At 47.8% G+C, this 23,543-nt stretch carries 22 protein-coding genes; 3 read left to right on the top strand and 19 right to left on the bottom strand.

The genetic code is table 11. The features are described 5' to 3' along the window. Positions 1 to 69: 69 nt before the first annotated feature. The 12 genes from MKY64_RS10065 to MKY64_RS10010 all read right to left on the bottom strand — a co-directional run bounded on the left by MKY64_RS10065 (position 70) and on the right by MKY64_RS10010 (position 13,674). Entirely contained in the window at positions 70 to 1,851 is a 1,782-nt protein-coding gene (locus tag MKY64_RS10065; protein ID WP_340952623.1) for an ABC transporter ATP-binding protein, read from the bottom strand. After that, positions 1,832 to 3,604: an ABC transporter ATP-binding protein gene (locus MKY64_RS10060; RefSeq protein ID WP_340952620.1), complete on the bottom strand. Its 1,773-nt coding sequence runs from the start codon at positions 3,602 to 3,604 to the stop codon at positions 1,832 to 1,834. The genes MKY64_RS10065 and MKY64_RS10060 overlap by 20 nt, the downstream gene beginning before the upstream one ends. Further along, a complete protein-coding gene (locus MKY64_RS10055) occupies positions 3,601 to 4,053 on the bottom strand; it encodes a hypothetical protein (RefSeq protein ID WP_340952619.1) in 453 nt (150 codons plus the stop codon). The genes MKY64_RS10060 and MKY64_RS10055 overlap by 4 nt, the downstream gene beginning before the upstream one ends. Before the next feature lie 20 nt (positions 4,054 to 4,073). After that, a complete protein-coding gene (locus MKY64_RS10050; RefSeq protein ID WP_340952615.1) occupies positions 4,074 to 5,612 on the bottom strand; it encodes a radical SAM/SPASM domain-containing protein in 1,539 nt (512 codons plus the stop codon). Next, a complete protein-coding gene (locus MKY64_RS10045; protein WP_340958045.1) occupies positions 5,593 to 6,666 on the bottom strand; it encodes a biotin synthase BioB in 1,074 nt (357 codons plus the stop codon). The genes MKY64_RS10050 and MKY64_RS10045 overlap by 20 nt, the downstream gene beginning before the upstream one ends. Beyond that, a complete protein-coding gene (locus MKY64_RS10040) occupies positions 6,593 to 6,862 on the bottom strand; it encodes an acyl carrier protein (RefSeq protein ID WP_340952612.1) in 270 nt (89 codons plus the stop codon). Before MKY64_RS10040 ends, MKY64_RS10045 begins: the two co-directional genes overlap by 74 nt. A 12-nt stretch (positions 6,863 to 6,874) precedes the next feature. Beyond that, complete coding sequence (locus tag MKY64_RS10035) at positions 6,875 to 8,338, bottom strand: class I adenylate-forming enzyme family protein (RefSeq protein ID WP_340952610.1); 1,464 nt, start codon at positions 8,336 to 8,338, stop codon at positions 6,875 to 6,877. Beyond that, entirely contained in the window at positions 8,335 to 9,711 is a 1,377-nt protein-coding gene (locus MKY64_RS10030) for a B12-binding domain-containing radical SAM protein (protein ID WP_340952608.1), read from the bottom strand. Before MKY64_RS10030 ends, MKY64_RS10035 begins: the two co-directional genes overlap by 4 nt. Further along, positions 9,693 to 10,574 carry a hypothetical protein gene (locus tag MKY64_RS10025; protein ID WP_340952605.1) on the bottom strand — a complete coding sequence of 294 codons (882 nt, stop codon included), beginning with the start codon at positions 10,572 to 10,574 and terminating at the stop codon, positions 9,693 to 9,695. Before MKY64_RS10025 ends, MKY64_RS10030 begins: the two co-directional genes overlap by 19 nt. Positions 10,575 to 10,667: 93 nt before the next feature. Then, entirely contained in the window at positions 10,668 to 10,934 is a 267-nt protein-coding gene (locus MKY64_RS10020) for a hypothetical protein (RefSeq protein WP_340952601.1), read from the bottom strand. Positions 10,935 to 11,521: 587 nt separating this feature from the next. Beyond that, a complete protein-coding gene (locus tag MKY64_RS10015; RefSeq protein WP_340952598.1) occupies positions 11,522 to 12,709 on the bottom strand; it encodes a hypothetical protein in 1,188 nt (395 codons plus the stop codon). 77 nt (positions 12,710 to 12,786) lie between these two features. Further along, entirely contained in the window at positions 12,787 to 13,674 is an 888-nt protein-coding gene (locus MKY64_RS10010; protein WP_445323326.1) for a LysR family transcriptional regulator, read from the bottom strand. A 130-nt stretch (positions 13,675 to 13,804) separates the two neighbouring features. Between MKY64_RS10010 and MKY64_RS10005 the strand changes: the two genes are divergently transcribed. Beyond that, positions 13,805 to 14,848: a YeiH family protein gene (locus MKY64_RS10005; RefSeq protein ID WP_340952596.1), complete on the top strand. Its 1,044-nt coding sequence runs from the start codon at positions 13,805 to 13,807 to the stop codon at positions 14,846 to 14,848. 337 nt (positions 14,849 to 15,185) lie between these two features. Here MKY64_RS10005 and MKY64_RS10000 read toward each other — a convergent pair whose 3' ends face one another. The 5 genes from MKY64_RS10000 to MKY64_RS09980 all read right to left on the bottom strand — a co-directional run bounded on the left by MKY64_RS10000 (position 15,186) and on the right by MKY64_RS09980 (position 20,636). Further along, complete coding sequence (locus MKY64_RS10000; protein WP_340952594.1) at positions 15,186 to 15,830, bottom strand: hypothetical protein; 645 nt, start codon at positions 15,828 to 15,830, stop codon at positions 15,186 to 15,188. A 321-nt stretch (positions 15,831 to 16,151) separates the two neighbouring features. Continuing rightward, positions 16,152 to 17,534 (bottom strand): MFS transporter, encoded by a 1,383-nt coding sequence (locus MKY64_RS09995; RefSeq protein ID WP_340952592.1) that lies wholly within the window; start codon positions 17,532 to 17,534, stop codon positions 16,152 to 16,154. A gap of 117 nt (positions 17,535 to 17,651) precedes the next feature. Beyond that, positions 17,652 to 18,077, bottom strand: coding sequence for a MarR family winged helix-turn-helix transcriptional regulator (locus tag MKY64_RS09990; RefSeq protein WP_036726721.1), 426 nt, complete (start codon positions 18,075 to 18,077; stop codon positions 17,652 to 17,654). Positions 18,078 to 18,222: 145 nt separating this feature from the next. Continuing rightward, positions 18,223 to 18,696, bottom strand: a complete 474-nt coding sequence (locus tag MKY64_RS09985) for a C40 family peptidase (RefSeq protein WP_209873978.1) — start codon at positions 18,694 to 18,696, stop codon at positions 18,223 to 18,225. 125 nt (positions 18,697 to 18,821) lie between these two features. Further along, entirely contained in the window at positions 18,822 to 20,636 is a 1,815-nt protein-coding gene (locus MKY64_RS09980; protein WP_340952587.1) for a glycoside hydrolase family 2 protein, read from the bottom strand. Positions 20,637 to 20,746: 110 nt separating this feature from the next. Here MKY64_RS09980 and MKY64_RS09975 point away from each other — a divergent pair, with 110 nt between their 5' ends. Then, the gene (locus MKY64_RS09975) at positions 20,747 to 21,526 is read left to right on the top strand and encodes a helix-turn-helix domain-containing protein (protein ID WP_340952584.1); all 780 of its coding nucleotides are present in this window, start codon (positions 20,747 to 20,749) and stop codon (positions 21,524 to 21,526) included. A 108-nt stretch (positions 21,527 to 21,634) separates the two neighbouring features. On the opposite strand, the gene MKY64_RS09970 is transcribed toward MKY64_RS09975, so the two are convergent. After that, entirely contained in the window at positions 21,635 to 21,826 is a 192-nt protein-coding gene (locus tag MKY64_RS09970) for a hypothetical protein (protein ID WP_340952581.1), read from the bottom strand. Positions 21,827 to 21,980: 154 nt separating this feature from the next. Between MKY64_RS09970 and MKY64_RS09965 the strand changes: the two genes are divergently transcribed. Beyond that, a complete protein-coding gene (locus MKY64_RS09965; protein WP_340952578.1) occupies positions 21,981 to 22,583 on the top strand; it encodes a TetR/AcrR family transcriptional regulator in 603 nt (200 codons plus the stop codon). On the opposite strand, the gene MKY64_RS09960 is transcribed toward MKY64_RS09965, so the two are convergent. Continuing rightward, the gene (locus MKY64_RS09960; protein ID WP_340952574.1) at positions 22,580 to 23,533 is read right to left on the bottom strand and encodes an NADP-dependent oxidoreductase; all 954 of its coding nucleotides are present in this window, start codon (positions 23,531 to 23,533) and stop codon (positions 22,580 to 22,582) included. The genes MKY64_RS09965 and MKY64_RS09960 overlap by 4 nt on opposite strands. Positions 23,534 to 23,543: the final 10 nt, after the last annotated feature.

Genomic DNA, 23,543 nt, shown 5'->3' with positions numbered 1-23,543 from the left:
GAAGCTTCTTCGGCGTTCTCTTGTTTGATCTTGTTACCAGAGAAAACAAGTCATCAGGCTATTCATTATTCAAGCTTGCGGCAGACTGCCATTAAGATTGTGGTCAAACAATTTCCGGTAGAGCGCATTCTCCAGCCACAATTCATGATGACTGCCTTCTGCTACAATAGTCCCTTCATCCACCAGCATAATCCGGTCTGCCCGCAGCACTGAAGAGAGACGGTGGGCAACCGTTATTATCGTTCTGTCATCCGGCAATTGCTCGAAGGCCTGGTGAATGGCTGTCTCCAATTCATGGTCCAGCATGGACGTAGCTTCGTCCAGAATAATAATGCTGGCATTCGAGAGCAGTACCCGGGCCAGAGCCAACCGCTGTTTTTGCCCGCCGGACAACTGGACCCCCTTCTCCCCGATTACCGTATCATACTGTTGCGGCAGCTTGACAATGAATTCATCCATATGCGCTAATCTGCAAGCTGCCTCAATATCCGCTGCCGCAGCTTTGGGCCTGGCAAGCTTGACGTTGTCCATGATCGACATGTTGAAAATCGCCGGGTCCTGCATCACAGCGCCAATCGTCCGCCTTAATATAGATTCATCAATGCGATGAAGTTCTTGACCTGCGAGCCTTATCTTTCCGGTATGTGGCGGATAGGCCCCTAACAGCAGCTTCACCAGCGTGCTTTTGCCGGAACCGCTTCTGCCTACAATCGCAATTCTCTCTCCTGCCTGAATTTCAAAAGATATCTGCTGCAGAACCGGCTTGCCTCCGAGACCATATTCAAAGGAAATGTCATCAACGCTCAGCGCACAATCACCAGACAGAATGGCAGTAAGCGGTACGTTGACATCCGCTGGTTGGTCATTTGCATCACCGATCATCTCCTTGATTTTCTCAAGTCCGGGGAGATCGCCTGTAAACTGCATGTCGAGCTCATTAATTGCTCCCAACTGCGTGAACATCATTTCATAATATTTCATAAATACCAGCAGACTTCCGATCGTCATCTCCCCGTGCAGAATAAATAATCCGCCTATGAAGTAGAGATTCATCCGGGTAATGAAAAGATCCTTGAATTCCTGAAGTATTCTGCCTGTGAACCAGTACATTTCCTTTTGAAAAAAAACCTTGCTGATGTCGTGCCAATATTCCGTAAACTTCAGTGATACCCGTTTTTCCATCCTGCTCGTTTTAATTTCCCGCCAGCCCTGAATCGAATGCTGCAGCCAGCCCTCATATTGTCCATAGATCCGGCGGTAATCCGTTGAGACACGTTGGGCACCAGTGCTCAATCTTCTGGTGATCCAGAAAGAGACCGGTACCATTAATAAGCCAAATAAGGCCAGCTTCCAGCTGAAGATCATCATCATTACGGCTCCGATAATTAGAAAAGCATAGCTGTAGCCATAGTCCAGAAGCTGCACCTTGAACAATCGGTCAACTGAATCCGCATCCTGGTCTACTCTTGCCTTAAGATCCCCAATGTTCATCTGATCATAGGTTCTGAGAGGCATTCTTAAATATTTGTCCCACACCGCCTTGCGGACCGCAAAGCCCAGCAGGTTGGAGAACTTGTTGCCGATGGATATCTGACCTCCCGAAATGACAGTCTCAGCAATGTAGATCACAACGTAGCCTGTGCACACCATCCAGAGTACATTCAATTCTCGATTCACAATCACCTGGTCAATTAAGAGCTTGAATAACAACGGGGAGGCGAGTCCCAGTCCCAGCAACAGCACTTTGAACAAGATGAGGAGGACTAGACTATCCCTTTGGCGGTACCATTGCGCCCGGAATATCTTCGCCCAGTACAGCTTCATTCTTAGGTTATGTAGTGATTGCTTCATTCCGCACCCCCAAACCGCTTTCTGAATATTGCTCATCAAAAAGCTGACGGTAGGCATCACTCTCGGCCAATAGCTTCTCATGATGATCGTAAGCTGCAATACGACCCTGATTGATGACCGCAACCTTATCTGCATGGACAATCGTAGACAGCCGGTGGGCAATAATAATTGTTGTCACTTGCTCTCCAAGAGCCTGCCAACTGAACCGGATGGCCTTCTCCGCCTCACCATCCAATGCCGATGTCGCTTCATCAAAGACCAAAATCCGGGGTTTCCTTAAAAACACACGCGCCAGAGCAATCCGTTGCCTTTGCCCCCCTGACATAGAACTCCCATGCTCTCCGCCAATGCGGGTACTCAGTCCATCCGGAAGTCCGCGGACATATTCTGCGATAAACGCCTTCTCGCAAGCAAGCCATAGTGCCTCATCCGGTTGATATGGACTGCCCCAGAGCAGATTCTCCCGAAGGCTCCCTTCAAACAGAAAAGTTTCCTGGGAGACCACACCTATCGATTTGCGCAAGGAATGAAGATTGCAATCGGCAATAGAGACACCATCAATGAGAATGTCACCTTCATCCGCCTTGTATAGGCCTAGTAGCAGCGAGATCAGCGTGCTCTTCCCGCCTCCGCTTCTGCCTACAACAGCGACCGTAGTCCCCCCTTCTATGAAGAAGCTGATACCCAGCAGAACCGGAATTTCCGGCGAATAGCGGAAAGAAACGCTCCTGAATTCAATTTCCCCTTCAGTTACAGCAAGGCTGGGAGCGCCAACGTTCATCTCCTCCCCTTTTTCCTGAAGCAGCGAGAAGACCCGGCTGATTGCAACTTTGTTCCTCTGAATGCTTCTGCTGGCGCCGCTAATTTTTTGCAGAAGTTCGCCTCCCTTGGAAAAATACTCAATAGTGGCAATAAAAACACCTAAAGTTATGTGCTGATGGACAATGAGGTAACTTGCCGTGGCATATAGGGCCAAGTCAGATCCAAGACTGATGACCTTCACCGTTCTCTCAGAGATCCACTCCATCTTGCTGGAACGGCTCCTGGTCCGCATATATTGAATCATCATCTGCACAAAAACTCTTGTACTATACTTGCTAGCTCCAAGAAGGCGGATGTCACGCATTCCGGCAATTCTCTCCAGGCACCAGCTCATCCAATCACCATACTGCTCTCGCTGTTCTTCCATACGCGATTTCAGAGCTTGGCCGAAAGCCATGGCAGTGAATACTGCTGCAGGGATAGCCAGCAGCATCAGCAGACCCAGATATATATTGGCATACAGCACAAATGCCACAGCTGTAGCCAGACGGATGATATTAGCGGTCAGAAAAAAAACATTCAAGTGAATGAAGGACATCACTTCATCGGTATCCCGGTTAATGACGGCCATCAGGTCACCGGATTTACTGGTGGTGAAAAATACGGACTGCAGTGAAAACAGTTTATCATACAGCTTCTTCCGGATATCAAATGAAAACCTGGTGGCCAGATACGCCCAAACGCTGTTGAAGCATATATGCAGGCACTGTTCGCCCACAAAAACCAACCCGTAAGCGGTCATAATATAGACTAAAAAACGGAAATTCCTATGGTAGAACACCTCATCTACCAGCAATCCAAAGATATAAGGATAGGCCATTCCAATGACTGACGTAAACACAACACATATAAAAAGGTTAAGGAAGCTCCATTTGTACTTGCGGATGATAGGCCATAAAGCCAGAAGCTGATCTCGCAAGGCTCCGTTCATTGACTCACCTCTTTGTTGATCATCTTGGCCCAAACCGTCTGCTTGCCTTGGGGGAGATCAATGTATACATACGGTTCGTAGAGCCGACTCCCGGATTGCGCCTTGGCTTGCAGCCACTGCTTGCGGCTGATTTCGACTTCAATAATGCTATCGCTCAGCTTATTGTCCGCACGGATAACTGTGCCCTCATACCTGTCTCCACCGGCACTTAGATACCAGGTTATGGGAGCATGGAGTCCTAACCCGGCAATTCCGAAATCCCCCTGCACACGGACAAGTGTAGAATCTGCCTGCTCAAGCGGTATACCTGTCACTGTAAGGTAGCTGCGAATTGTGGTGTTGTTCATCCAGGTGAATAACCCTAACGTCAAGATGATAATGATGAAGATGGCGGCAATCGGAGTTTTAATGAAAAAAAACGAAAACCTGTTCCATAATCGTCTGCGCATAAAGCTTCCTTTCTATGGGATCATCTGGAGAAGCTTCCAAGCAAGCCTTCATAGGCTGCTACCATTTGAGTTGAAATCCCCAATTTGTCAGCGTATTTCACACACAGATATGAAGGACCATAGAAATCATTCAAGGCAATCTCCGAACCGATTCTGCATTTTTTAACAGTTGGCCCGCAGTGATCGAAATGCTCGCAGCCGGAGCAGACCGACAATTCTTCCCTCGTAATCACCTTTCTGGCTCTGTTCATACCTTGGGAATTCCATATTTCCAACAGCGTATGGTCTTTGACATTCCCACAATAATCGTCGTCCTTGCCGGAGTTGGCATAAATCATGCACGGATACACAGCGCCGGTATAATCCACGAACATCTGGCTAGTTCCCCCATCGCAGTTCATCAAGGTCTCGGGCTGCTGCCTGTTGATGCTGAATTGATTGATCTTATTCTTGTCACCGCTGAGGATGCTCTTCAGGAAGAGCTCCGCTTCCTTCCGGGACCGGGCGGACTCCTTCTTGAACAGACCCGCTGGAAAATAAGGATCGCTATAACGGACATCCACGCTGTAACCGCTCTGAGACATATCCTGTATGCGCTTGAGGAAACGGATTCTGAAGTCATAATCAAGCTCAAGCTCCTGAATTCTGGAGTCCTGGTCGAAATTGAACACAGGATGCAGATATAAGCTCTTGATGCTGTAGCGTTCACAGATGGAGATAAGCGAATCCAGTTCTTCGTACAATTCCCGGGTAGCCATACTCTCCACGGAAGCAACCGGTATTCCTGCTTGCTGCAACCGCTCCAGGGAAGTCACGATTCGCTGAAAGCTTCCTTTAACGCCTCTGATTTCATCATGCGTGCCTGGTGTTCCGCCATCCAGCGAAACATGCAGCTGCAATCCTCCCGGCTTGAGGCTCTCAATCTTCTTGAATATCCCCAGCCACTTATCATTAATCAGCATACCATTCGTGTACAGTATTACTGTATAACTTCTATTCAGCGAATCTTCCAGCACCTTGGCGATAGACTGCCACAACAGAGGTTCCCCACCAGACAGCACCAGATTATCCAAACCATGCTCATCAATATCATTCAGAAAAATGCTCAGTTCCTCAAATCTGAGTACTTCCCGCTGCTGATGATGCTTGTCGGAAACAATGCAATGCTTGCAGAGCAAATTACATTTAGGTGTACAGTTAATCATAATCGTCCGTGGAACTAGCGGAATGCCCGTTAACCGCGGGTCCTCCGGCGCCCGCAGCAGCCTGGCATAATTCTTCGTTGGCGCATCAACCTGAATAAGCTCATGCTCATGCAGAATACGCATTATCTCCTTAAGCTCCTCTTCTGCATAATGACTCGAGAATACGGAATAAGGAGTGGGCTCTATTAACATTTCCAGCAGCTTGAATGTCTCAGCGTTCAGCACTGTAGTGCTTCTGCTGGCTTGGTCCCGCACATAATACGCCGGTAACAGCGGCAGGCCTGCCGGTGCGCCGGCGGCTCTTTCGGACTGGTCGATCAACAACAGAGAAGGCTTAGCCTGATATAGATTCATGAGATTTCTCCTTACTGTATGAGATCTGCCCAGTTGCCTCGCTCCCTGCTCCAATAGAAGTGTTCAACCCAGCCGCTTCTATTGTCTGCAGCGCATGCGCCAGTGTGACGACAAACCGGTTCTCACCATAAATATGGTATTTATCCGACTCCTTCTTGGGCGTGTAGTTGACCGTAATAACGTTGGCTCCAGCACGAAGCCCGGCAACCTGCCCGCCTGTGCTGATCTTCTCCAGTGCACTTACCGAAGGGATGAGCCAGTCGGGAGACAACAGCCGCATGATTGCCATCGCATTCAGTGTCATTTGAATGGAGCCGGGAGGATGAGACTGCAATGGTGTGTTCGGAGCTGGAAGAAAAGGCGATACGCTGCACATCTGTACCTTCAGCGACTGAGCCAGAAGAATGTCGTCGGCGATGGTGTCGAGAGTTTGGCCGGGCAGTCCGATTATCATTCCAGTGCCTACGCTATAGCCAATGTTCAGCAAATGGCGGATAGCCTCAATTCGCTGCTCGTAGGACTCATGCCGGAGCCGCTCATGATTGACGGAATCGCTGGTTTCGAATTTTAAAATATAACCGGTTGCTCCCTGCTCATACAGGTAGGCATATTCTTCAACCGTTTTGACTCCCAGATTGAGGATAATAGCCACATCTCCATCATATAGTGATCTGATCTTCCCTATGGCTTCACCCAGACTTCCGGTTGTCATCGGGGTCTCTCCGGCCTGCAGAAAAACAGTATGAATTCCGCAAGTTCTAATCTGCTGAACCGCCCCTAATATCTCCTGTTCATTCAATGAATAAAGCTCGTTCATTTTCAAATTATCACGCCGCATGGGGCAATAATCACAATTGCAGGTGCACAGGTTCGTCGTTTCAATGACACCCCGTACACAAACCCCTTGCGGAAAGTGCTCATCTCTAATCTCCCTGGCCCTTCTGAAAAGCTCCTGCTGCTCCTCTCCCGAGGCGCACAATTTATGAAGAATATCCTCTTTGTTCAAGTGATCCCCCCCTTTCCTCTTGTCGCTTCTCGATATATCGGACCACATCGGCGAGCCGTTCAAAGGCTACCAGATCCTGGTCGGGAATGCTGAAATCCAGCCACTTCTCCAGCTCGGAAACGAAGATAAAGACATCAAAACTCCCTAATCCCAGCTCCCGCAGCCTCATCTCATTATGAATATGCTGGATTTGAATCGAGAATCGGCTGTGCAGCAAACTATAGATATACTCCTTGACAGTCAATAGAGGCCCTCCTCAGTGAAGCTCTGCAACCAGTCTTTGTTTGTCAAGCTTCCCGTTGGTCAGCTTCGGTAATTCACTTCGCTCAATGATGCGAAATTGGGCTTGGGACAGCATATGGTTCATTAGCTCCAGAATATCAATGTACGCGGCATGCGCATCGGCCTCTCCCGAGTAGAACACGCCAAGTGTATGACTAATATCGGAGTACAGGACAGCTATCTCACGTATGCCTTGAATTTGCCTGATCTGCTGCTCCAGCCCATACAGGGACACTTTACGTCCCCCTGCTTTGATGAAGGCATCCCGCCTTCCGGCGAACGCCAGCAGTCCCCCTGGACCTTGTTCCACCAGATCACCCGTGTGATAATAACCGTACCCGTCAACAGGAGGCGGCTCCGTGCTTTTCCAATATTCCTTCATGACGCATTCTCCACGAATCAGTAATTCCTGTGTGTCTTTTTCAATGCGGATCTCGTAGCCCTGCACAGGACTTCCCAGAATACTTCCCTTTTGCAAAAAGAGCTCTTCCGGCACAACCAGCACAATTCCGGTAGTTTCCGTGCAGCCCCAGGCGATGAGCAGCTTCTGTCTCACCTGTGTGTAAAATTTCTCTCTCAGCACATAGGAAACGCTCTCCCCGCTTCCGATCAAATATTGCACACTGAGCCAGTCCTTCTCTTCCGGACATATCAGCAATAGATTGGTCAAGGTATGCGGAGTGGCAAGCAGATGAGTGATCTGATACCGCCTCATGTAGCCGCCAAAGCTTCTTAAAGAGTGGTTGTTCAGCAGCAGACACGCCGCTCCGAAGACAATTGGCCGGGTGAACAATTCATGGGGATGCATATCGGGTGCAAACAAACAGCAATAGCAGTCCCCGGCTTTCAAAGTAAGCCGCCGGTCAACAAGCCAAGCATTCAATATTATTTCCCTGCTTCCGGCTCTGACCGACTTGATATCTCCCGTTGATCCGGATGTAAGATTATAGTAGATAGCCTGTTCTTCCATAGAAGAATAGTTATGGCGGATATGCCGATAACCCAGCTCATGCGGAACAAAGAAATACTCCGCTGCCGCTCTGGTATCGCCTTCGGCTTTGCCGGTTCTTTTTAGACAATACTCTGTCCTGCTGTGTCCTGTATTTCCTTCAAGGGACACCAGCGCATCCATAGGTATTAATGCTGAAATTTTGTTATAGTGGTTGGCTTCAAGCTGCTCGGGCAGAGGGACCACAGACAATCCTAAGCCCAGTGCCGCCAAATAGATGAGAACCAGCGACACACAGCGGGGGCTGGATATACCGACCGTATCGCCTGTACGTAGCCCAATCTCTTCATAGAAATATCCTTGCAAGCTCCGTACCCGGTTCAGCAGCTCCCTAAAAGTCAGCTCACCCTCTGCATCGGCTAAGGCAACCAGCTTACTTCTATGTAAGGCCCAATGCTCCAGATAGTCATTGAACGTATAATTAATCATAAAATCTCCTCTTTAACCGGGGCTGAAACTTCAGCATGCACAACTGACAGATGGGGATGATTGGTTTTCTTGTAATGCATTTTTTTATAGGAGGCGCGCCATTTGCTGATTTTAAGCAGTAGATTCATAGATACGAATCTTCCATCCAAATAGGTTAGGACATAGTCAAAGATTCGGTCGTCAAAGCTCAAGAAATGAGGAATGACCAGTTCCGTTCTGGACTGTCCCAGCAAGACCTCCAGCCCGCTTCCAGGTGAAATCCGTATGCCGAAGGAGAAAAACAGCTGCCCCGGCTCAAGATAGCGGTTGGCGAACTCGCAGGTCTCCCGGATCGTCAGCTGGGTCTCCTCCGGGCCGCCAAACAGCAGTAGGCCGACAACAGGCAATTCATATTTCTTGCACAGCTCCAGAAATTTCTGAACAGCCTCCAGCGTGAAGCCTTTCTTCAGACTAATCAGCATGCTAGGGGAGAAGGTATCAAAGGATACACTGAGCATCCTGCACCCAGAACGAGCAGCCAACCTGATAAATTCTTCATTCCCTGTAGGTCTTGCATAGGCAGACCATCTGAGGCCCGGAAGGTTCAATTCAATTAGCAGCTTGCAAATGTCTCTGGCGTGGCCCAGTGAAATATTAATCAGAGAATCTGTAAAGAACAGCTCTCTGACGCCGGTCTTGTACAAACTCAGAATTTCACTGCGGATATGCTCCAGTGATCTTGTATAATTAGTATTCTGATCAAGCAGACCATAAGAGCAATAGATACATTGCATAGGGCAACGCCCGCCGCAGCGAGTTGGGATGCCGATCTGTGTGGCCCCGATTCTCAAATAAGCCTGGACAAGCGCCTCGTCATAACCGATTTCGAAGGAAAAGCGGAAAGGACAGGGACTCAGCATCTGAACAGCCTGCCCTTCATCCTGCAGCTCATGAATATGTGCGCTAATGAAGCTGAACAACTGCTGTTCAGTATCATTCTCTATTACAGCATCAAAGGGAAACTTCTCGGTGAACCCCTCGGGATAGGCGGTTATGGCGCTGCCTCCCAGCAGAATCTTTACTGCTGGATTATGTTTCTTGGCCCGGGCAATTATGACTTTTGTAATTTCTAGATAGTACTTGAACAAATACTCGCCATCCAATTCCATAGAGTCCAGGTTGCGTATAGAGAAAGCAATACAGTCGAATTCCCAGCTGCAAAATTCCAGACTCTCAAACAGATCAGGACGCTCTACAAAATCGATAAAAGCTGCTTCTGTGTTCATCTCCAGGAGCAATGATCGGACATAGTTGCCACCGACCGGAAATACCGAACTGAAGCCCAGATTGGGTAGAGAATTCAGATTGACTACGGTCAGTTTGTATTTTCGCATGGAAGAGTTCCTTTGATTATTTTGGAGAGATAGCCTGTTTCATGACCACGTTCATTGGTATATGGTGAATATCCTGACAAACGCAGAAGTGTCATTTTACGCTGATATTCCAGATTCACTCTGTAGGTGTTGATATTATCCAAATTGACCAGACTCAGCAATTTAATTACTGCAGGAGTAATGTCCAGTTCGGGGACTACTGAGAGACTGAACATTAGGAATAAGGTGTCTCCGTAAATGAACCATCTGATGGCAGCAGCCACCTCCCTGCCATTCTCTCCAACTAACCAGCCGGAGCGGCTATCAAAGTCGCGGAAATCAGCATGGGCAACAATCGAATTGACAAAAGAGCTATTATATCGCCCCAGGTCTTCAATAAAAGGACAGTCCTGGGGTACCGCCATCCGCCAGTGCAGTGATTCTTCCTTCGATTCGGACCGCAGCAGATTCTGAAGTCCCTTATCTTGGAAGAAAATCCTGTATACCGGGGACGGAGAAGCTGTAAAATCCAATCTTTTCATCATTACTGATTTCCAGGAAGGCTGATCGTCAATCCATGTTATGAAGCCTTCCGTTATTTGGCCGGACAGATCTCCCACAGTATGCTGAACTAGCTTATAGCAGGTCCAGATATTACTGTCTGAAGGACGAACATACACTCCGTACAAAAACCCCCAACCTGACAGCAGTACTGTACGGTGGCAACCTGTAATTACACCATCGTCCTTAAGCACATCCCACCGTATAAGCCCGGAACGCTGTGCTTCAATTTCCGCATTCAATTCCTTCATAAACGGAACATTCAGCAGGGACATTTCTTCCAGATCAGATTGCGAAGCTATACTGAGCATTTCCTCATTCATTGGTTCCCGGTCTCCTTAACTGCCTCTACAAATTTATTAAAAGCTGAGTACGGCTTGGGGGCGCATACTCAGCTTGCTGGTTAAGTATTTAGATCATTTAGGCGTATCACATGAACTCAATGCCATATTCGATCTGTTAATGAACTCCACATTGTTGGACAATTTATCAACTACAGCTGAAAATAATTGCTGGTCTTGTCCTAACTGCTGGGTCAATTCGGCCAGACTGATTTCCAGGCCGGCTTCTCTCAACGCTGCATCAGGATTACTGGCAAATTGCTTGACAAAGTCAATATTATCCATACGTTCAAGCAAGTCTGCGAACAGGTGTTCCGATTGTACTGAAGCAGTTGCTCTCATAACTATCACCTCCTTCCTTATATTAAATATAAAGAAATTGAGTGTCTGTCTATGCTAGTCCCTTGATTTTACATATACCTATTTAAAATGTCAATTGTTGCTAATTATTTTTATTTTTAGATAAATTTCAACAAAATAAAATATTAGCTTTCTTTACTCTATTAAAAAAGAAAATAAGATTGCGGCTGTCCAGATCGTCTTCGAAGTAAGCGTCAAATAGCCCACACCTTGTAATCAGATGCAGGCAGGAACTCCTATGAAATTAAGAAGTCTGGACGCGGCAGTGCGGAGGAAGATCGGCAGACCAAGGCAAGAAGGGAGTAACGGTCTGGGGATCGTTCACATTCTTCAGTTGCGGAAGCTGCTCGAATAAAAACGTCAATATGTTATGTCACAATATATACAGATCAACATTTAATTGAATAAATCAAGAGTTTATTTGAACTAAAAGAAATACGGGTTTTGTGAAGAAGTTATAAGATAACTTTATAATTGACTACAAAAATAACTACCGCTACATCATCAGCGGTAGTTTCATTAATGGCTATTAATATTAACTTTTAACGATAAAAATGCTCTCCATTTAGCTACTTTGAATTTGTTACCTTGTCTAATTTAAACTGAAATAATTGGTAACCATTTTTTAATAAATAAAGATATCCATCTCCGGCATAATAATACGTCATTTGTTTCTCATCATACGGAATATGATACATAATGTTAAGTGTAATTGGATCAAGAATGTCCATCCAATTTTCAGAGTGAATTCTAATCTTATTATCTGTAGTTTTTAAGACCACATTCATAGGATCACCTAATTGAATTGGCTTTTTTACAATGAGTCCTTTTGCTCCAAAAACACTTAACTCATTATTCTCATATACTGCATAATTCTCGCCTATGGATTGAACCGAAGCGTCTCCAGCTATATTTTTTCCCCACAACGTCTTGCCTTTTGAATCTATTGCGATTAACCGGTTTCCTGTTTTTGGTAAGTTCATTCGCAGAAGAATATCACTTTTATTTATACGCCAGGACATTTCGTCAACGTATAACACTGCTCCTGCAGGAGGCGTATAAGTAAACAATCGATTTAACGTTGGGCCAAACACTTCAAGTTTGGATTTTCCAAATGGCCCGGTTTGCGTGACAAGATATTTTCCGTCTATAACCGAGTACATTTGTGTTAGTGATTTCTCCCCCATCTTTTTTCCGTTTTGACTATATGCATAAGCCCATGGTGTGCGGTTACCTTTTGAATCTACTTTATCGGAGTTTATTAACAACACTGTACCATTGTTCATTGCGTATAGGTCCTGGGCATCCGGAACGTTTATCACCCAATTCTGCTTTCCGGAGGAGTTAACAGAATATAATCTTGATCCACCCCCGTCTTTCACCAATGCATAAATAGAACCGCTTTGACTGTATGCGAAGTCAGAAGTCGTCCATGGATAAGGCATCCCTTTTTTATAAAACTCAAATGACCATTTTTTCTTACCTGTAGTCTTATCTACCGCTGAAACTACACTAACTATCCAGCTTTTTGTCTCCGAATTAACCGAAGTGTTGGTGTGAAGATAAACTATATTGGTATTTGGCACATGGTAAGGTGCTTGTAGGAACATATCCAGTTCAGATTCATTTGAGATGTTCCATAATGGTTTGAAGTCACTACTTGGTGAGATGCTGTTAGCAGCCGATACTCCACTAAATAAATAGAATACTGCAAAAATAGTGATTAAAAAGGTGCTGGTTACTCTCCGTTTACGCAATTGCTTTTCCCCCAATTAATTTGATAAAGTTAACTTTCTCATTATTATCCATCTTTTCTCTTGTTTCAATCTTTTATTTAAAATGTACTATCCAGCTTAACCAATCTCTCCACGAACACCTCGTTCGCCCTGCTGGGAACATGACCGGTCAGCCGCACAATCGAGAAGTCTCTTTCAAGGCTCAGGCCTTGCACAGGAATTTCTAAGAGCTTACCGGTCTCGATCTCCCTGCGGACCACCCACTTTGAGAGAATGGAAATCCCCAGTCCGGCAGCTACGGCCTCCTTCACGCCCTGACTGCTGTTGATCTCATAGGAGCGCTTCATCCTTAGGCCAGCTTGTGCCAAAAAATGATTGCTGAACGAACGCGTCCCCGAACCGCTCTCACGCAGCACCCATATCTGATCCTGGAGTACGCCCACCTCCACCGCACCCGTTCGTGAGAGCGGGTGATTCTCAGCAGCGACGATAATCAGTTCGTCTTTCATAAAATGAACAACCTGCAGATCCGCCGCCTCGATGCTTCCTTCGATCAGCCCCACTTCAATCTTATTCTCCCGCAAGGCAGAGACAATCTCTGTTGAATTCGCAATCGTCATCCCCATCTCCACATCGGGATATTGCTTGGCGAAGGATGAGAACAGCCGGGGCAACACATATTCGCCAATTGTAAAGCTAGCCCCGATATGTAAGCTTCCACTGACGGTATCATGCAGCCGGGCCAGATCGAGCTTAACAGACTCATAGAGATTCAGCATTTCCTTCGCCCGTCTATAGAACAGCTCGCCTGCTTCCGTTAGCTTCACCCATTTGGGCGAACGGTTCATGAGCTTCACACCGAGTTCCTTCTCCAGATTACGGATCTGCAGACTGACTCCAGGCTGTGACAGATGCAGCAGCTCTGCCGCTCTGGAAAAGTTCCGCTGCTCCACAACTGTTACATACACCATCAGGGATTCAAGCATGATCGATCGCACGCCCCTTTTAAGATAACAATTTATTATGATGTGCATTTAAAATCCGTATTTCCCTAATCAATCATAACTGAATATAGTGTTTAAAGGAACCAAATTCAACCTATTGGACGTGACCTCGATGAATCTACACTTAGCTGTGCACATGGAAGAAAAGAAGAAGCTGGGATTTGCGCTCGGTATCGCCTTGCCTCTAATGTTGGCCCTGTTCGCCAAATACGTATCCGCCTTCCCCTTCGTGTGCATTATGGGACAATTAGTCATAGCTATTCTACTCGGAATGATCTGGAGAGCAACGCTAGGCGTTCCAAGTTATCTAACACAAGGAATCTCCTTTACCTCCAAAAAACTCCTGCGATATGGCATCATTCTGCTGGGCATGAGACTTAGCCTGAAGGATATCCTTCAGGCTGGCCCTAAGGTGCTGCTAATCGCCTTGGTTTGTATTGGGTTCACAATCTGTACCGTGCTTGGTCTGGCGAGACTGTTCAAGGTAGAAAACAGACTGGGACTGCTGACGGCCTGCGGCACAGCGATCTGCGGAGCGGCAGCGGTAGTAGCCATCGCTCCGCAGCTCAAAGCCAGTGACGAGGAAACGGCGATCAGCGCGGCAACCGTTGCGATCTTGGGCACCATTTTCACACTGATGTACACCCTTCTCTACCCTTTTCTTAACCTGACTCCACTAGGCTACGGCATCTTCTCAGGTGCCACGCTACATGAAATCGCTCATGTCATTGCAGCAACCGGGCCGGCCGGCAAGCAAGCGGTTGATCTGGCAGTCATCGTCAAATTAACGCGTGTTACCATGCTGGTGCCGATCGCCGTGATCATCGGAATCTGGACCAACCGCAAGGAGAGGCAGGCGAACCCGAAGGCCGGACCCTCCAATTGGAGGTATGTACCGGTTCCGTGGTTTATCCTGGGGTTCCTGCTAATGAGCACCGTCAATACTTTGCAGATCATCCCTGAAGCAATCACGGATAAGCTTATACTTGCTGCGTACTTCCTCATTGCAATGGCTATGGCGGGCCTCGGCCTGAACGTAGATTTAGCTGCTTTTAGACGCATGGGCCTCAAGGCCTTCGGAGCCGGCTTGATCGGATCGGTCCTGCTATCCGGGTTAGGTTTCCTGCTTGTGAAGGTTTTGAACTTATGTTATTAAAAGAGATGCTTACGAGGAATTCCTGCTGGATGAGATCGTTATAAAGCATCCGGAGGATTATTTGGTGCGGGTGATGGTGCATATCGAGGAGCCAGGGCACACTATGAGCTACACACCCTAACAAAAACGGCGACTCCCCCCGGTGGATTCCAGGGCAACGTCGCCGTCTGATTATAGGAGTAGAGATCAGGCTAATTCACGGTCATCTACATGCCCATGGGATCAGTCGCATTGGACTTAGGCGGGATGCAGTATGTTGTGTTAGTTCTGACAGGTTCATAGTTGTGTCCTTTCGGAAAACACACCCAGCCACCTCATGAAGGGTGGCCGGGCGGTTCTAGTTTAGTCCAAAATGCGTCTCAATCTTGGCCAGCATCTCTTCCTTGGTGGTCTGGGCATTTCTTATATAATGCTGCACATGATGCTGTCTTGCCCGCTGTAAAGACCTGCGGGTATTCTCAATGATCCCCTCCAGTGTCTCACGCTTGGCACGCTCCGGATCTGACAGGGTTGGGAAGAGATCCAGCATCCCCCGCAGATGATCCCGATTGAAATAATCCCGGCGGATCAGCTCATCCTCCGCATATACATAGACCATCCGCTCGTCACCCGCTATCGCCCGCAGAAACTCCGGGGCTATATCCGTGTCAACCACAATAGGTTTGCCTTTGCCCATTTGCAGCAGCGCCAGCAGGGTGAATTCTACGCTTTCTTCCGCCGCAGAGACTAGCCACTGGTTCCTGTCGTTGCCTTGCCCGAGGAAATACCATTCCCAATCTACGAAATACCTTAGAATAGCCGGATGGTCCTGCGGATTAGCCAGCTGCTTATATTCAAACGTATGATCATCGGAAGAATAGACACTCATTCCCCACTTGGCGGATACCAGCTCTGCCATAGTGCTTTTACCTCCGCATGGCCCTCCGCATATCCAGTACACATGCTGCAGATATTGTTTCAATAACCGGTCAGAAATTCTCATTGTTCATTCCCCCTGTAAATGATTAGTTAACATTAGGGGATACTCTGATTCTGCTTGCATGAAATGTCCAGGTTGCCGGCATCTGCATACACCACCTTAGATGGATTCCATTGTATTATCTCAGTCTACAGGAAAGATGTCCAATCCATGCCGCAGCTGTTCGATACTGGTAATGAAGGAGTCCACGCCACCGGAAGGAGTAAACTACTCTCCATGGAATCCGAAGATGATCATTGAATCGGCTGCGATGATGCGCCGTATTTCTTTCAGGTATTTTTATAAGAAATACTTATATCGATCTGGAGTTTGTTAATCTTTCTGTTAGAAGAAGCCCTTCGCCTGCTTAATACGGAAGGAAAGCATAAAACTTAAAAGAACGAAAAACAATTGAAGAGACAGAGCCAATATAATCCCAGTCAACAGCCCCAAATTCAGGGATTGGCTAACGGCAATGAGGGCTCCGCCGATTCCAATGCTTAGTCCCGGACTAAATGCGTCTGTAAACTGAAGGCTGGCGGCTATCTCTCCTTCCTCACCTGTTGTGGTATGCTGCAGTGCAATCGCTCCGGTCGTAGGATGTGCCAAACCGATGCCGAAGCCAGTGAAAAGCTGTGAAATCACTGCAAATGCGATCCCTCCTTCGGGAAGGCCAACAGCGAGAATGACCGCAGCCACTCCAATAATCATAAATCCAATACCAACGGTTACCCGCTTCTTCCGTCCCGTCCCATGATCCTTGGCATCTAACTTGGACTGGATCCAGGCTGCCGCTGACCAGCTTAATGCACCTGCGGCTACAATTAATCCCGCCATATCCGCAGGAAGCTTTTTCACATCTGTCAAAGCCAGGACAACATAGCTCTCGGTCGCATTATAACTGGCCACAAAGAATCCTCTGGAAGCAATCGTAGCCGGCAAACCTCTTCTGGCACTTAAGGTGCCCTCTGGCAGCAGCTTCCGCAAGGGCTGAATCATGATAAGCAAGCCTGCTGCCGACAGCACCATGCCTTTCCAATCGGTTATAAAGCCCAGCCCAGCCAGCAGCATTCCCGCGCCAATAGTCAGTAGTACTGCAAAGCCTTCTTTTCGGTTATTCTTGGACGGTGTATTCACTCTACCTGTAAATTTTCGGAAAGCGGGAAGCGTCAGCAAAACGGCCAAACCAATGAAGGGAAGCACCAGCCAAAAAACAACTCTCCAGGAGACATGCTCCGCTATAAGCCCGGCAATATAAGGGCCAATTAATGCAGGTAAAATATATGCGCCGGAAAACAAAGCAAGTATTCTCGTTCTCAGCTTATCGGGATAACCTACAGTAATGCTGTAATACACACATGTAATGATAGCACCTCCACCAAAGCCTTGAAAAACTCTCCCTATAATTAGGGTAAGCATATTCACGGAAGTAGCCGCAATCACGATGCCAATCACAAAAAATAGTATGGATAGGCCAAACGATGCAAATACGCCGTTTTTGTTAATCCGCGCTCCTATGATCATCGTTCCCAGGATTTGTGCCAACAGAAAAGAGCTGAATATCCAGCCGTATAAATGCAGCCCGTTCAATTTCTGTGCCAGGCTTGGAGCAATTGTAACCACTGCTAAACCTTCAAACGCAACGGTAGTTACAGCAAGAATAATTCCAATGGTTAATGCTCTATACTTGGCGTCAAAAACTCCTGTTTCTTCTGCTGATAGTTCCATCTTACAACTCTCCTTAGAAATAGAATATGATATTAATAGTCTCGACCATAGTTGCCTCAGCAAGTATTTTGCCAGAAAAGTCTCTCCCTTTTAAGTGCAGAGAAACTCCTCTGTCGGCTATAAGTCTTTTACGTTGTTGTAGATTACAGTAAGAACCCTGCGAAACGTCTCAACTTCCTCTTTGGATAACCCCTGGATCGTTTTGTTATATGCCTCATTGGAAGGGGTAAGGATTTCTTCTTTGATATCCCGTCCTTTAGGCGTTAAATATACACGCAAAGACCTTCGATCCGTCTCATGAACCACACGATAAATGAATTCCTTCTTCTCCAGCTTGAACAGCATTCGTGCAACATTAGTCTGGTCCTTGTGCAGTCTCTCGGCAAGTTCTTTTTGCGTAATTCCTTCCTTTTCCCATAGTACGATTAGGATTTCCCACTGATCCACTGTGATGTCAAACGGGTTAACTACCTTTTGATAGTAATTATTCAATTTAAGTGCCGCGCGCTGCACATTCACACCAATATATTGTTCTAATTCCAAGGTTGACCTCCTTCATAGCAGTCATGACTATAGTTGCTTCGACCATTATAATCTCACCTCATTCCCGTGTCAAATCATTTAAAGATCAGTCCTTATATATAAATAGAGCCCCTAGAAGTTCTAGAGGCTCGTAGTATTACTATATTTAATTGCCAGTCATCTTCTGATAAGTGCTCTCAGAAATGGTTCTTCTGGCAGTAACATAGCGTTCTTTATAGTAACCTGATGACAGGCTGGTGATCGTAACACCCTTATTGCTTGAGGAATGTGCAAATTTGTTGTCGCCCACATAGATGCCTGCATGCGAGATGCCGTTGCCCCCGGTTTCGAAAAAGACAAGATCTCCCGGACGTAAATCGGACTTGGCTACATATTCGCCTGCACTTGCCTGCGACTTGGATGTTCTCGGAAGATCTAAGTTGAACTTGCCAAATATGTATATGATAAATCCGGAACAGTCAAACCCTTCAGATGCCTTGGTTCCTCCCCATTTATATGGAGTTCCCATCACATCATTAACCTCTTGATCAAGTCTGGAGCTGTCATCCGCAGATGCTCTTTCAGATCCAAACGATAGCAATAGCACAATACTCAGTAGCCATACGATTCCTTTCTTCAAAAAGAACTCAGTCTCCTTTCTTGCCGGCTAATGCTGCCTGACAAATATTAATTTTTTGTAACTATTATGAATGATAGTTTAATATTCTCCTTTCGTCAACCCCTTCTATGATTTTTTGAAAGAGTTTACATCCCCCGGCCCAGGTTAATCTCTCTAATCCGCTCCAGCGGCACCTTCGGCTCGCGATCCGCAGTCATTAACCCGTTGACCTCATCCTGAACGTCGGTAACCTGGGTATAACAGTACCCGGAGATGAATGGAATGGCCTGAATCGCCCATGTTAAGCTGCCGAACCGCTCCAGAAATGCTTCCTCGCTATCCACCTGATGGCCATAGCCCCAGCCGTGTTCGCTTTTGAAGGCAATCCCCCCATATTCGCTGATGATGATAGGCTGCCCCTTATACTTGTAACCTTCTGCAAAAGCAAACTTCCACTCGTTATACGTACCGCTGCTGCCCGTGATAGAATCTTTATCTTTGTAAGTTTCATATAGTGCTTCGCCCCGCTCGACATAATCATGCAGCGTCAGAATGTCAGATACCGTATGCTCCCAGCCGTCATTCGTAATCACCGGACGGTAAGGATCGATAGATTTGGTCAAATAATAGATACCCTCCGTGAATGTCTGCTGCCGGACGTCATGAAGGATATTCTGCACCCCCCACGATTCGTTAAAAGGCACCCAGGTGATGATGCACGGATGATTATACTGCTGCCGCACGACCTCCAGCCATTCGTTGGTGAACCGCTCCAGCGCCTCGTCGTTATATTCATAAGCGGCAGCCATCTCCGACCAGACCAATACCCCTTTGACGTCACACCAGTACAGGAACCGGGCGTCCTCCACCTTCATATGCTTGCGCAGCCCATTGTAGCCCATCTCCAGAATCGCTTCAATATCTTGAATCAGCGCTTCTTCTGACGGCGGGGTCAGATGACTATCGGTCCAGTAGCCCTGGTCCAGGATCAGTCTTTGATACAGCGGGAGGTTGTTCAGCAGGATCTGGCCGCCCTTGATAGAGATATTGCGCATACCGAAATACGAGCCGACCCGGTCTATCTCCTGTTCACCCGCATACAGCACGAACTCGATGTCAAAAAGATTCGGGTTCCCCGGAGACCACAGGTTTTGCAGCCATGGCCCGTTAATGCCTTCCATCATGCTGACCTCCACGGTCATCGAAGCTCTATCCACCGACAGGCTATGCAGATTAACTCTTTCGCCTTGATATGTAATTTCCGTCTCCAGCCGGAGATCCTTTGCTTCAGTCAAGCCTTGCAGGCTGTAGTCCAAGCGGATCATCTGGCGGTTAATATCAGGGGTCATTTTGACCTTCTCCAACCGGGTCGCGTGGACATGCTCCAGCCAGACGCTTTTCCAGATGCCGGTGGTCTGCACATAGAATGAGTCGTGGTTCCGGCCCGCCCAGCGCTGCTTGCCCCGGGGCTGGAGACAGCTGTCGCTGTCGGTCACCATCAGCACAATCTCGTTCACGCCATCCTGCCTGAGCAGATCGGTAATATCGAAGGAGAACCGGCTATACGCCCCCTCATGCTCTCCTGCATAGCCGCCGTTCACCCAGCAGACCGCCTTATAATCCACGCCTTCAAAATGCAGCACCGTCCGCTTCCCTTCTACCGCCGGGGACAGGACGAGTTGCTTGCGGTACCAGATCCGTGGATGGAAGGTCTCCTCACCGATGCCGCTGGCCGCTGTCTCGTAGGTGAATGGAACGTTAATGGTATGTGTGGCCGGAAAATGATCCATCCAGCGCGCCGCAATGCCTGCGTGATCATCATCGAAGCTAAAGTCCCATTCTCCGTTCAGATCCAGCCACTGGCTGCGGACAAATTGGGGTCTCGGGTAGTTCGGGGTATAGAATTTCGTAGCTGCTTTCGTCGTTGTTCCGGTCATATTAGAATTAACCCTCTTTCTCATTACTGAAGTATTCTCCATATTCACTATCACAGAGTACTCCCTTGTCCCGGGAAAGAAAATGAATTATTCTATTGATTGACTGATCTATCATCTAAAAGGTGGAATTGTGTATGATCACCCTAAAGCGGTGCGGTTCGAATGTTATTCATCCAGAGGGCATGACGATTGACCGCCCGGAAGGCTCCGGCGATTACGTCTTTGTATTCTTTCGGAGCAAGATGGAGCTGAGGCTTCAGACGCGGAGCGTCTATGCTGAACCGAATACTTACATCATCTATAACAGAAACAGCCACTACTTCTACAGAGACGCTGAGCTGCCGCTGGTGCATGACTGGTTCCATTTCGAGTTGGAGGGGGCGAATGCTTGGTTTGAACGCTTGAAGCTGCCGCTGGACACCTTAATGAAGGCCCATGACCCGCTCTATATCACTAGAAAAGTGAATGAGCTTCACTGGGAGAATCTGCAGAACGGCAGCTTCCGCCAGGAGATTATCGACTCCATTATTCGTTGCCTGTTCATGAAGCTTAGCGATATGCGGCATCATGTGGAGTCTAGCCAGCCGGTCAGCAAATACTATGATTCATTCCTGAACCTGAGAAATGAAGTGCTCAGTTCCCCCTCCACCTGGTACTCTGTCGAACAGCTCGCGGAGCGGATGAACATGAGCCCGTCCTATTTTCAGCAGATCTATAAGCAAATCTTCGGCATTCCGGCCGTCAGCGACATCATCCTTAACCGCGTGGGCCATGCGTCCTATTTACTGAAGAGCACCACCTATACCGTCAGCCAGATTTCTGCAAGATGCGGTTATGAGAACGATGTCCATTTCATGCGGCAGTTCAAGAAGTTCACCGGCCAAACCCCGAGTGAATATCGAGGGCAGGGCTGATGGCGAAGGAAGAGTGGCTCGGGGTTATTGGCTTGGATGAGCATAAAAAAAGCAGCACTCCAGAAACTACATACCTGTTCCAGACCACCGCTCATTTGGAGATGTTAATCATAAAATCCACATGATCACAACAATAATCAAAGCAATAACACCTACTGCAATTAACAGATCAGAGATCTGCCGCCATAATCCCTGAGGCCCTTCTTTATGAAGCTTTTGTTCATTAACGTCATGATTGGCTTTGTGCCCGCCGGGATCAGTCGAATTCGCATGAGGTCCCGGATTGAAGAAATCAGTCATTACAATCGCCTCCCTTTCCCACAATTATACACCATTTAATCTCATTTATGGTAAACAGAAAGACTTTGGCATAGCTAACATTTGAATTTTGGCTTTAAATATCCTATTTTAAAAAGATAGAGTTTCAGCAGCTAACGGAAGAGGCGAACACAGTATGGGCGATATACATGAAATGATGTCAGCGGGAACCCGGGCTTTGATCGAGGATAACTTCCTCCAGCTCATGGAGCAGGAAGGATTTCACAAGGTGAGTGTACGCCAGCTGGCGCTTAGAACACATATTAACAGGGGAACGTTCTATCTGCATTTTACAGATAAATACGATCTGCTGGAGCAGCTGCAGCGGGAAATACTGACAGGTCTGGAGCAGGTGATGGTTGTCAAAATCGTACGCGAAGAGATGTCAGAGCATTATCTGAAGGGCTTGCCCTATCCGCCCTTGGTGCATATCCTTGAGTATCTGCACCAGCACGGCGAGCGAATCCGCTTATTTCTCGGGGCTAAAGGGGATGCGGTATTTCCGGGGCAATTCAAGGAGGTTATCAAACGCAGCTTCTACCGGAAGCTGAAGATGAATGGCGTATTTACCGACCACCCGGCGGTTCCTCCGGAGTATCTCGCTGCGCATTCCGCGTCTATTTTTCTCGGAATTACGGAAGAATGGCTGCACAGCGGGATGCCTTATACTCCGGAGGAGCTGGCGGTGATCTATAATGAGGTCTTATTTATGCAGTCGACTCTGATCGCGAAGGCTTAAATTGTAATAAGCACCTTACCACGGAGCTTACCGGCCTCGCTCATGGCATGGGAGGCAGCCAGCTCGGCCAGCGGCAGACGCTCAGTAATCCAGAGCTTCAGCTTGCCCGCATCCACCAGCTCTGCAACCCGCGTCAGCAGCGTACGATCCTCCTGTGCAAACAGCCGGTGTGCCTTAACGCCAAGCTGCGCTGCCAGTGCTTCGTCCGTAGGATTCACTGCCGAGATCAGCGCTCCTCCCTCTTTTAGCAGCGGCAGCCATGTGTTGAGTACCTCAGTACTCTCAGGGGACAGATTGAGGATCAGATCCACCTTGTCCGTCAGCTTGTCCGTGACGCTCTCCTTGGTGTAATCAATAATCTCGTCAATCCCCAGCTCCTGAAGCATCGGCATACTGGCCGCTGAGGAAGTCCCGATAACATACGCTCCGTGCTGCTTGGCAAATTGCACTGCATAGCTGCCTACCCCGCCAGCGGCTCCGGCAATCAGCACACGTCCACCCTGCGGCAGATTACCATGATCGAATAACCCCTGCCATGCGGTTAAGACACCAATCGGCAGCGCAGCTGCATCGGATAGCTCCAGGGAGACTGGCGCCAGCGCAGCATACTGCGCTTTGGTAACCACATACTCTGCGGCAGCACCGTCCCGGGACATATCGAGCGCAGCATAGACTCTGTCCCCCGGCTGAAAGTCCGTAACCTCTGCTCCGGCTGCCTCCACCGTACCCGACACCTCAAAGTTAGGAATGTAAGGAAATTCATGCGGGAAAATAGCTTGCAGGTCTCCCTTGCGGATTTTGACATCTGCCTGATTGAATGCGGTCCCTGCCACCTTAACCAGAATCTCGTCCGCTGCGGGAACGGGGATGGGCGCATCCTCATACCTTAACTCTTCTAGCCCTCCAAATTGATGTATCCGAATCGCCTTCATATGTGTAGCTTCGTTCACTGCGATCACT

The organism is Paenibacillus sp. FSL R7-0210 (assembly GCF_038009085.1).
GTDB lineage: Bacteria > Bacillota > Bacilli > Paenibacillales > Paenibacillaceae > Paenibacillus_AQ > Paenibacillus_AQ silagei.
Note: the sequence above shows the minus strand (reverse complement) of the source record. Positions and strands in the feature narration are given on the sequence as shown.

Coding starts and splice junctions, on each gene's coding strand:
- MKY64_RS10065 (WP_340952623.1), bottom strand. CDS start 1,851: ATGAAGCAATCACTACATAACCTAAGAATGAAGCTGTACTGGGCGAAG.
- MKY64_RS10060 (WP_340952620.1), bottom strand. CDS start 3,604: ATGAACGGAGCCTTGCGAGATCAGCTTCTGGCTTTATGGCCTATCATC.
- MKY64_RS10055 (WP_340952619.1), bottom strand. CDS start 4,053: ATGCGCAGACGATTATGGAACAGGTTTTCGTTTTTTTTCATTAAAACT.
- MKY64_RS10050 (WP_340952615.1), bottom strand. CDS start 5,612: ATGAATCTATATCAGGCTAAGCCTTCTCTGTTGTTGATCGACCAGTCC.
- MKY64_RS10045 (WP_340958045.1), bottom strand. CDS start 6,666: ATGTGGTCCGATATATCGAGAAGCGACAAGAGGAAAGGGGGGGATCAC.
- MKY64_RS10035 (WP_340952610.1), bottom strand. CDS start 8,338: ATGATTAATTATACGTTCAATGACTATCTGGAGCATTGGGCCTTACAT.
- MKY64_RS10030 (WP_340952608.1), bottom strand. CDS start 9,711: ATGCGAAAATACAAACTGACCGTAGTCAATCTGAATTCTCTACCCAAT.
- MKY64_RS10025 (WP_340952605.1), bottom strand. CDS start 10,574: ATGAATGAGGAAATGCTCAGTATAGCTTCGCAATCTGATCTGGAAGAA.
- MKY64_RS10020 (WP_340952601.1), bottom strand. CDS start 10,934: ATGAGAGCAACTGCTTCAGTACAATCGGAACACCTGTTCGCAGACTTG.
- MKY64_RS10010 (WP_445323326.1), bottom strand. CDS start 13,674: ATGCTTGAATCCCTGATGGTGTATGTAACAGTTGTGGAGCAGCGGAAC.
- MKY64_RS10005 (WP_340952596.1), top strand. CDS start 13,805: ATGAATCTACACTTAGCTGTGCACATGGAAGAAAAGAAGAAGCTGGGA.
- MKY64_RS10000 (WP_340952594.1), bottom strand. CDS start 15,830: ATGAGAATTTCTGACCGGTTATTGAAACAATATCTGCAGCATGTGTAC.
- MKY64_RS09995 (WP_340952592.1), bottom strand. CDS start 17,534: ATGGAACTATCAGCAGAAGAAACAGGAGTTTTTGACGCCAAGTATAGA.
- MKY64_RS09980 (WP_340952587.1), bottom strand. CDS start 20,636: ATGAGAAAGAGGGTTAATTCTAATATGACCGGAACAACGACGAAAGCA.
- MKY64_RS09975 (WP_340952584.1), top strand. CDS start 20,747: ATGATCACCCTAAAGCGGTGCGGTTCGAATGTTATTCATCCAGAGGGC.
- MKY64_RS09970 (WP_340952581.1), bottom strand. CDS start 21,826: ATGACTGATTTCTTCAATCCGGGACCTCATGCGAATTCGACTGATCCC.
- MKY64_RS09965 (WP_340952578.1), top strand. CDS start 21,981: ATGGGCGATATACATGAAATGATGTCAGCGGGAACCCGGGCTTTGATC.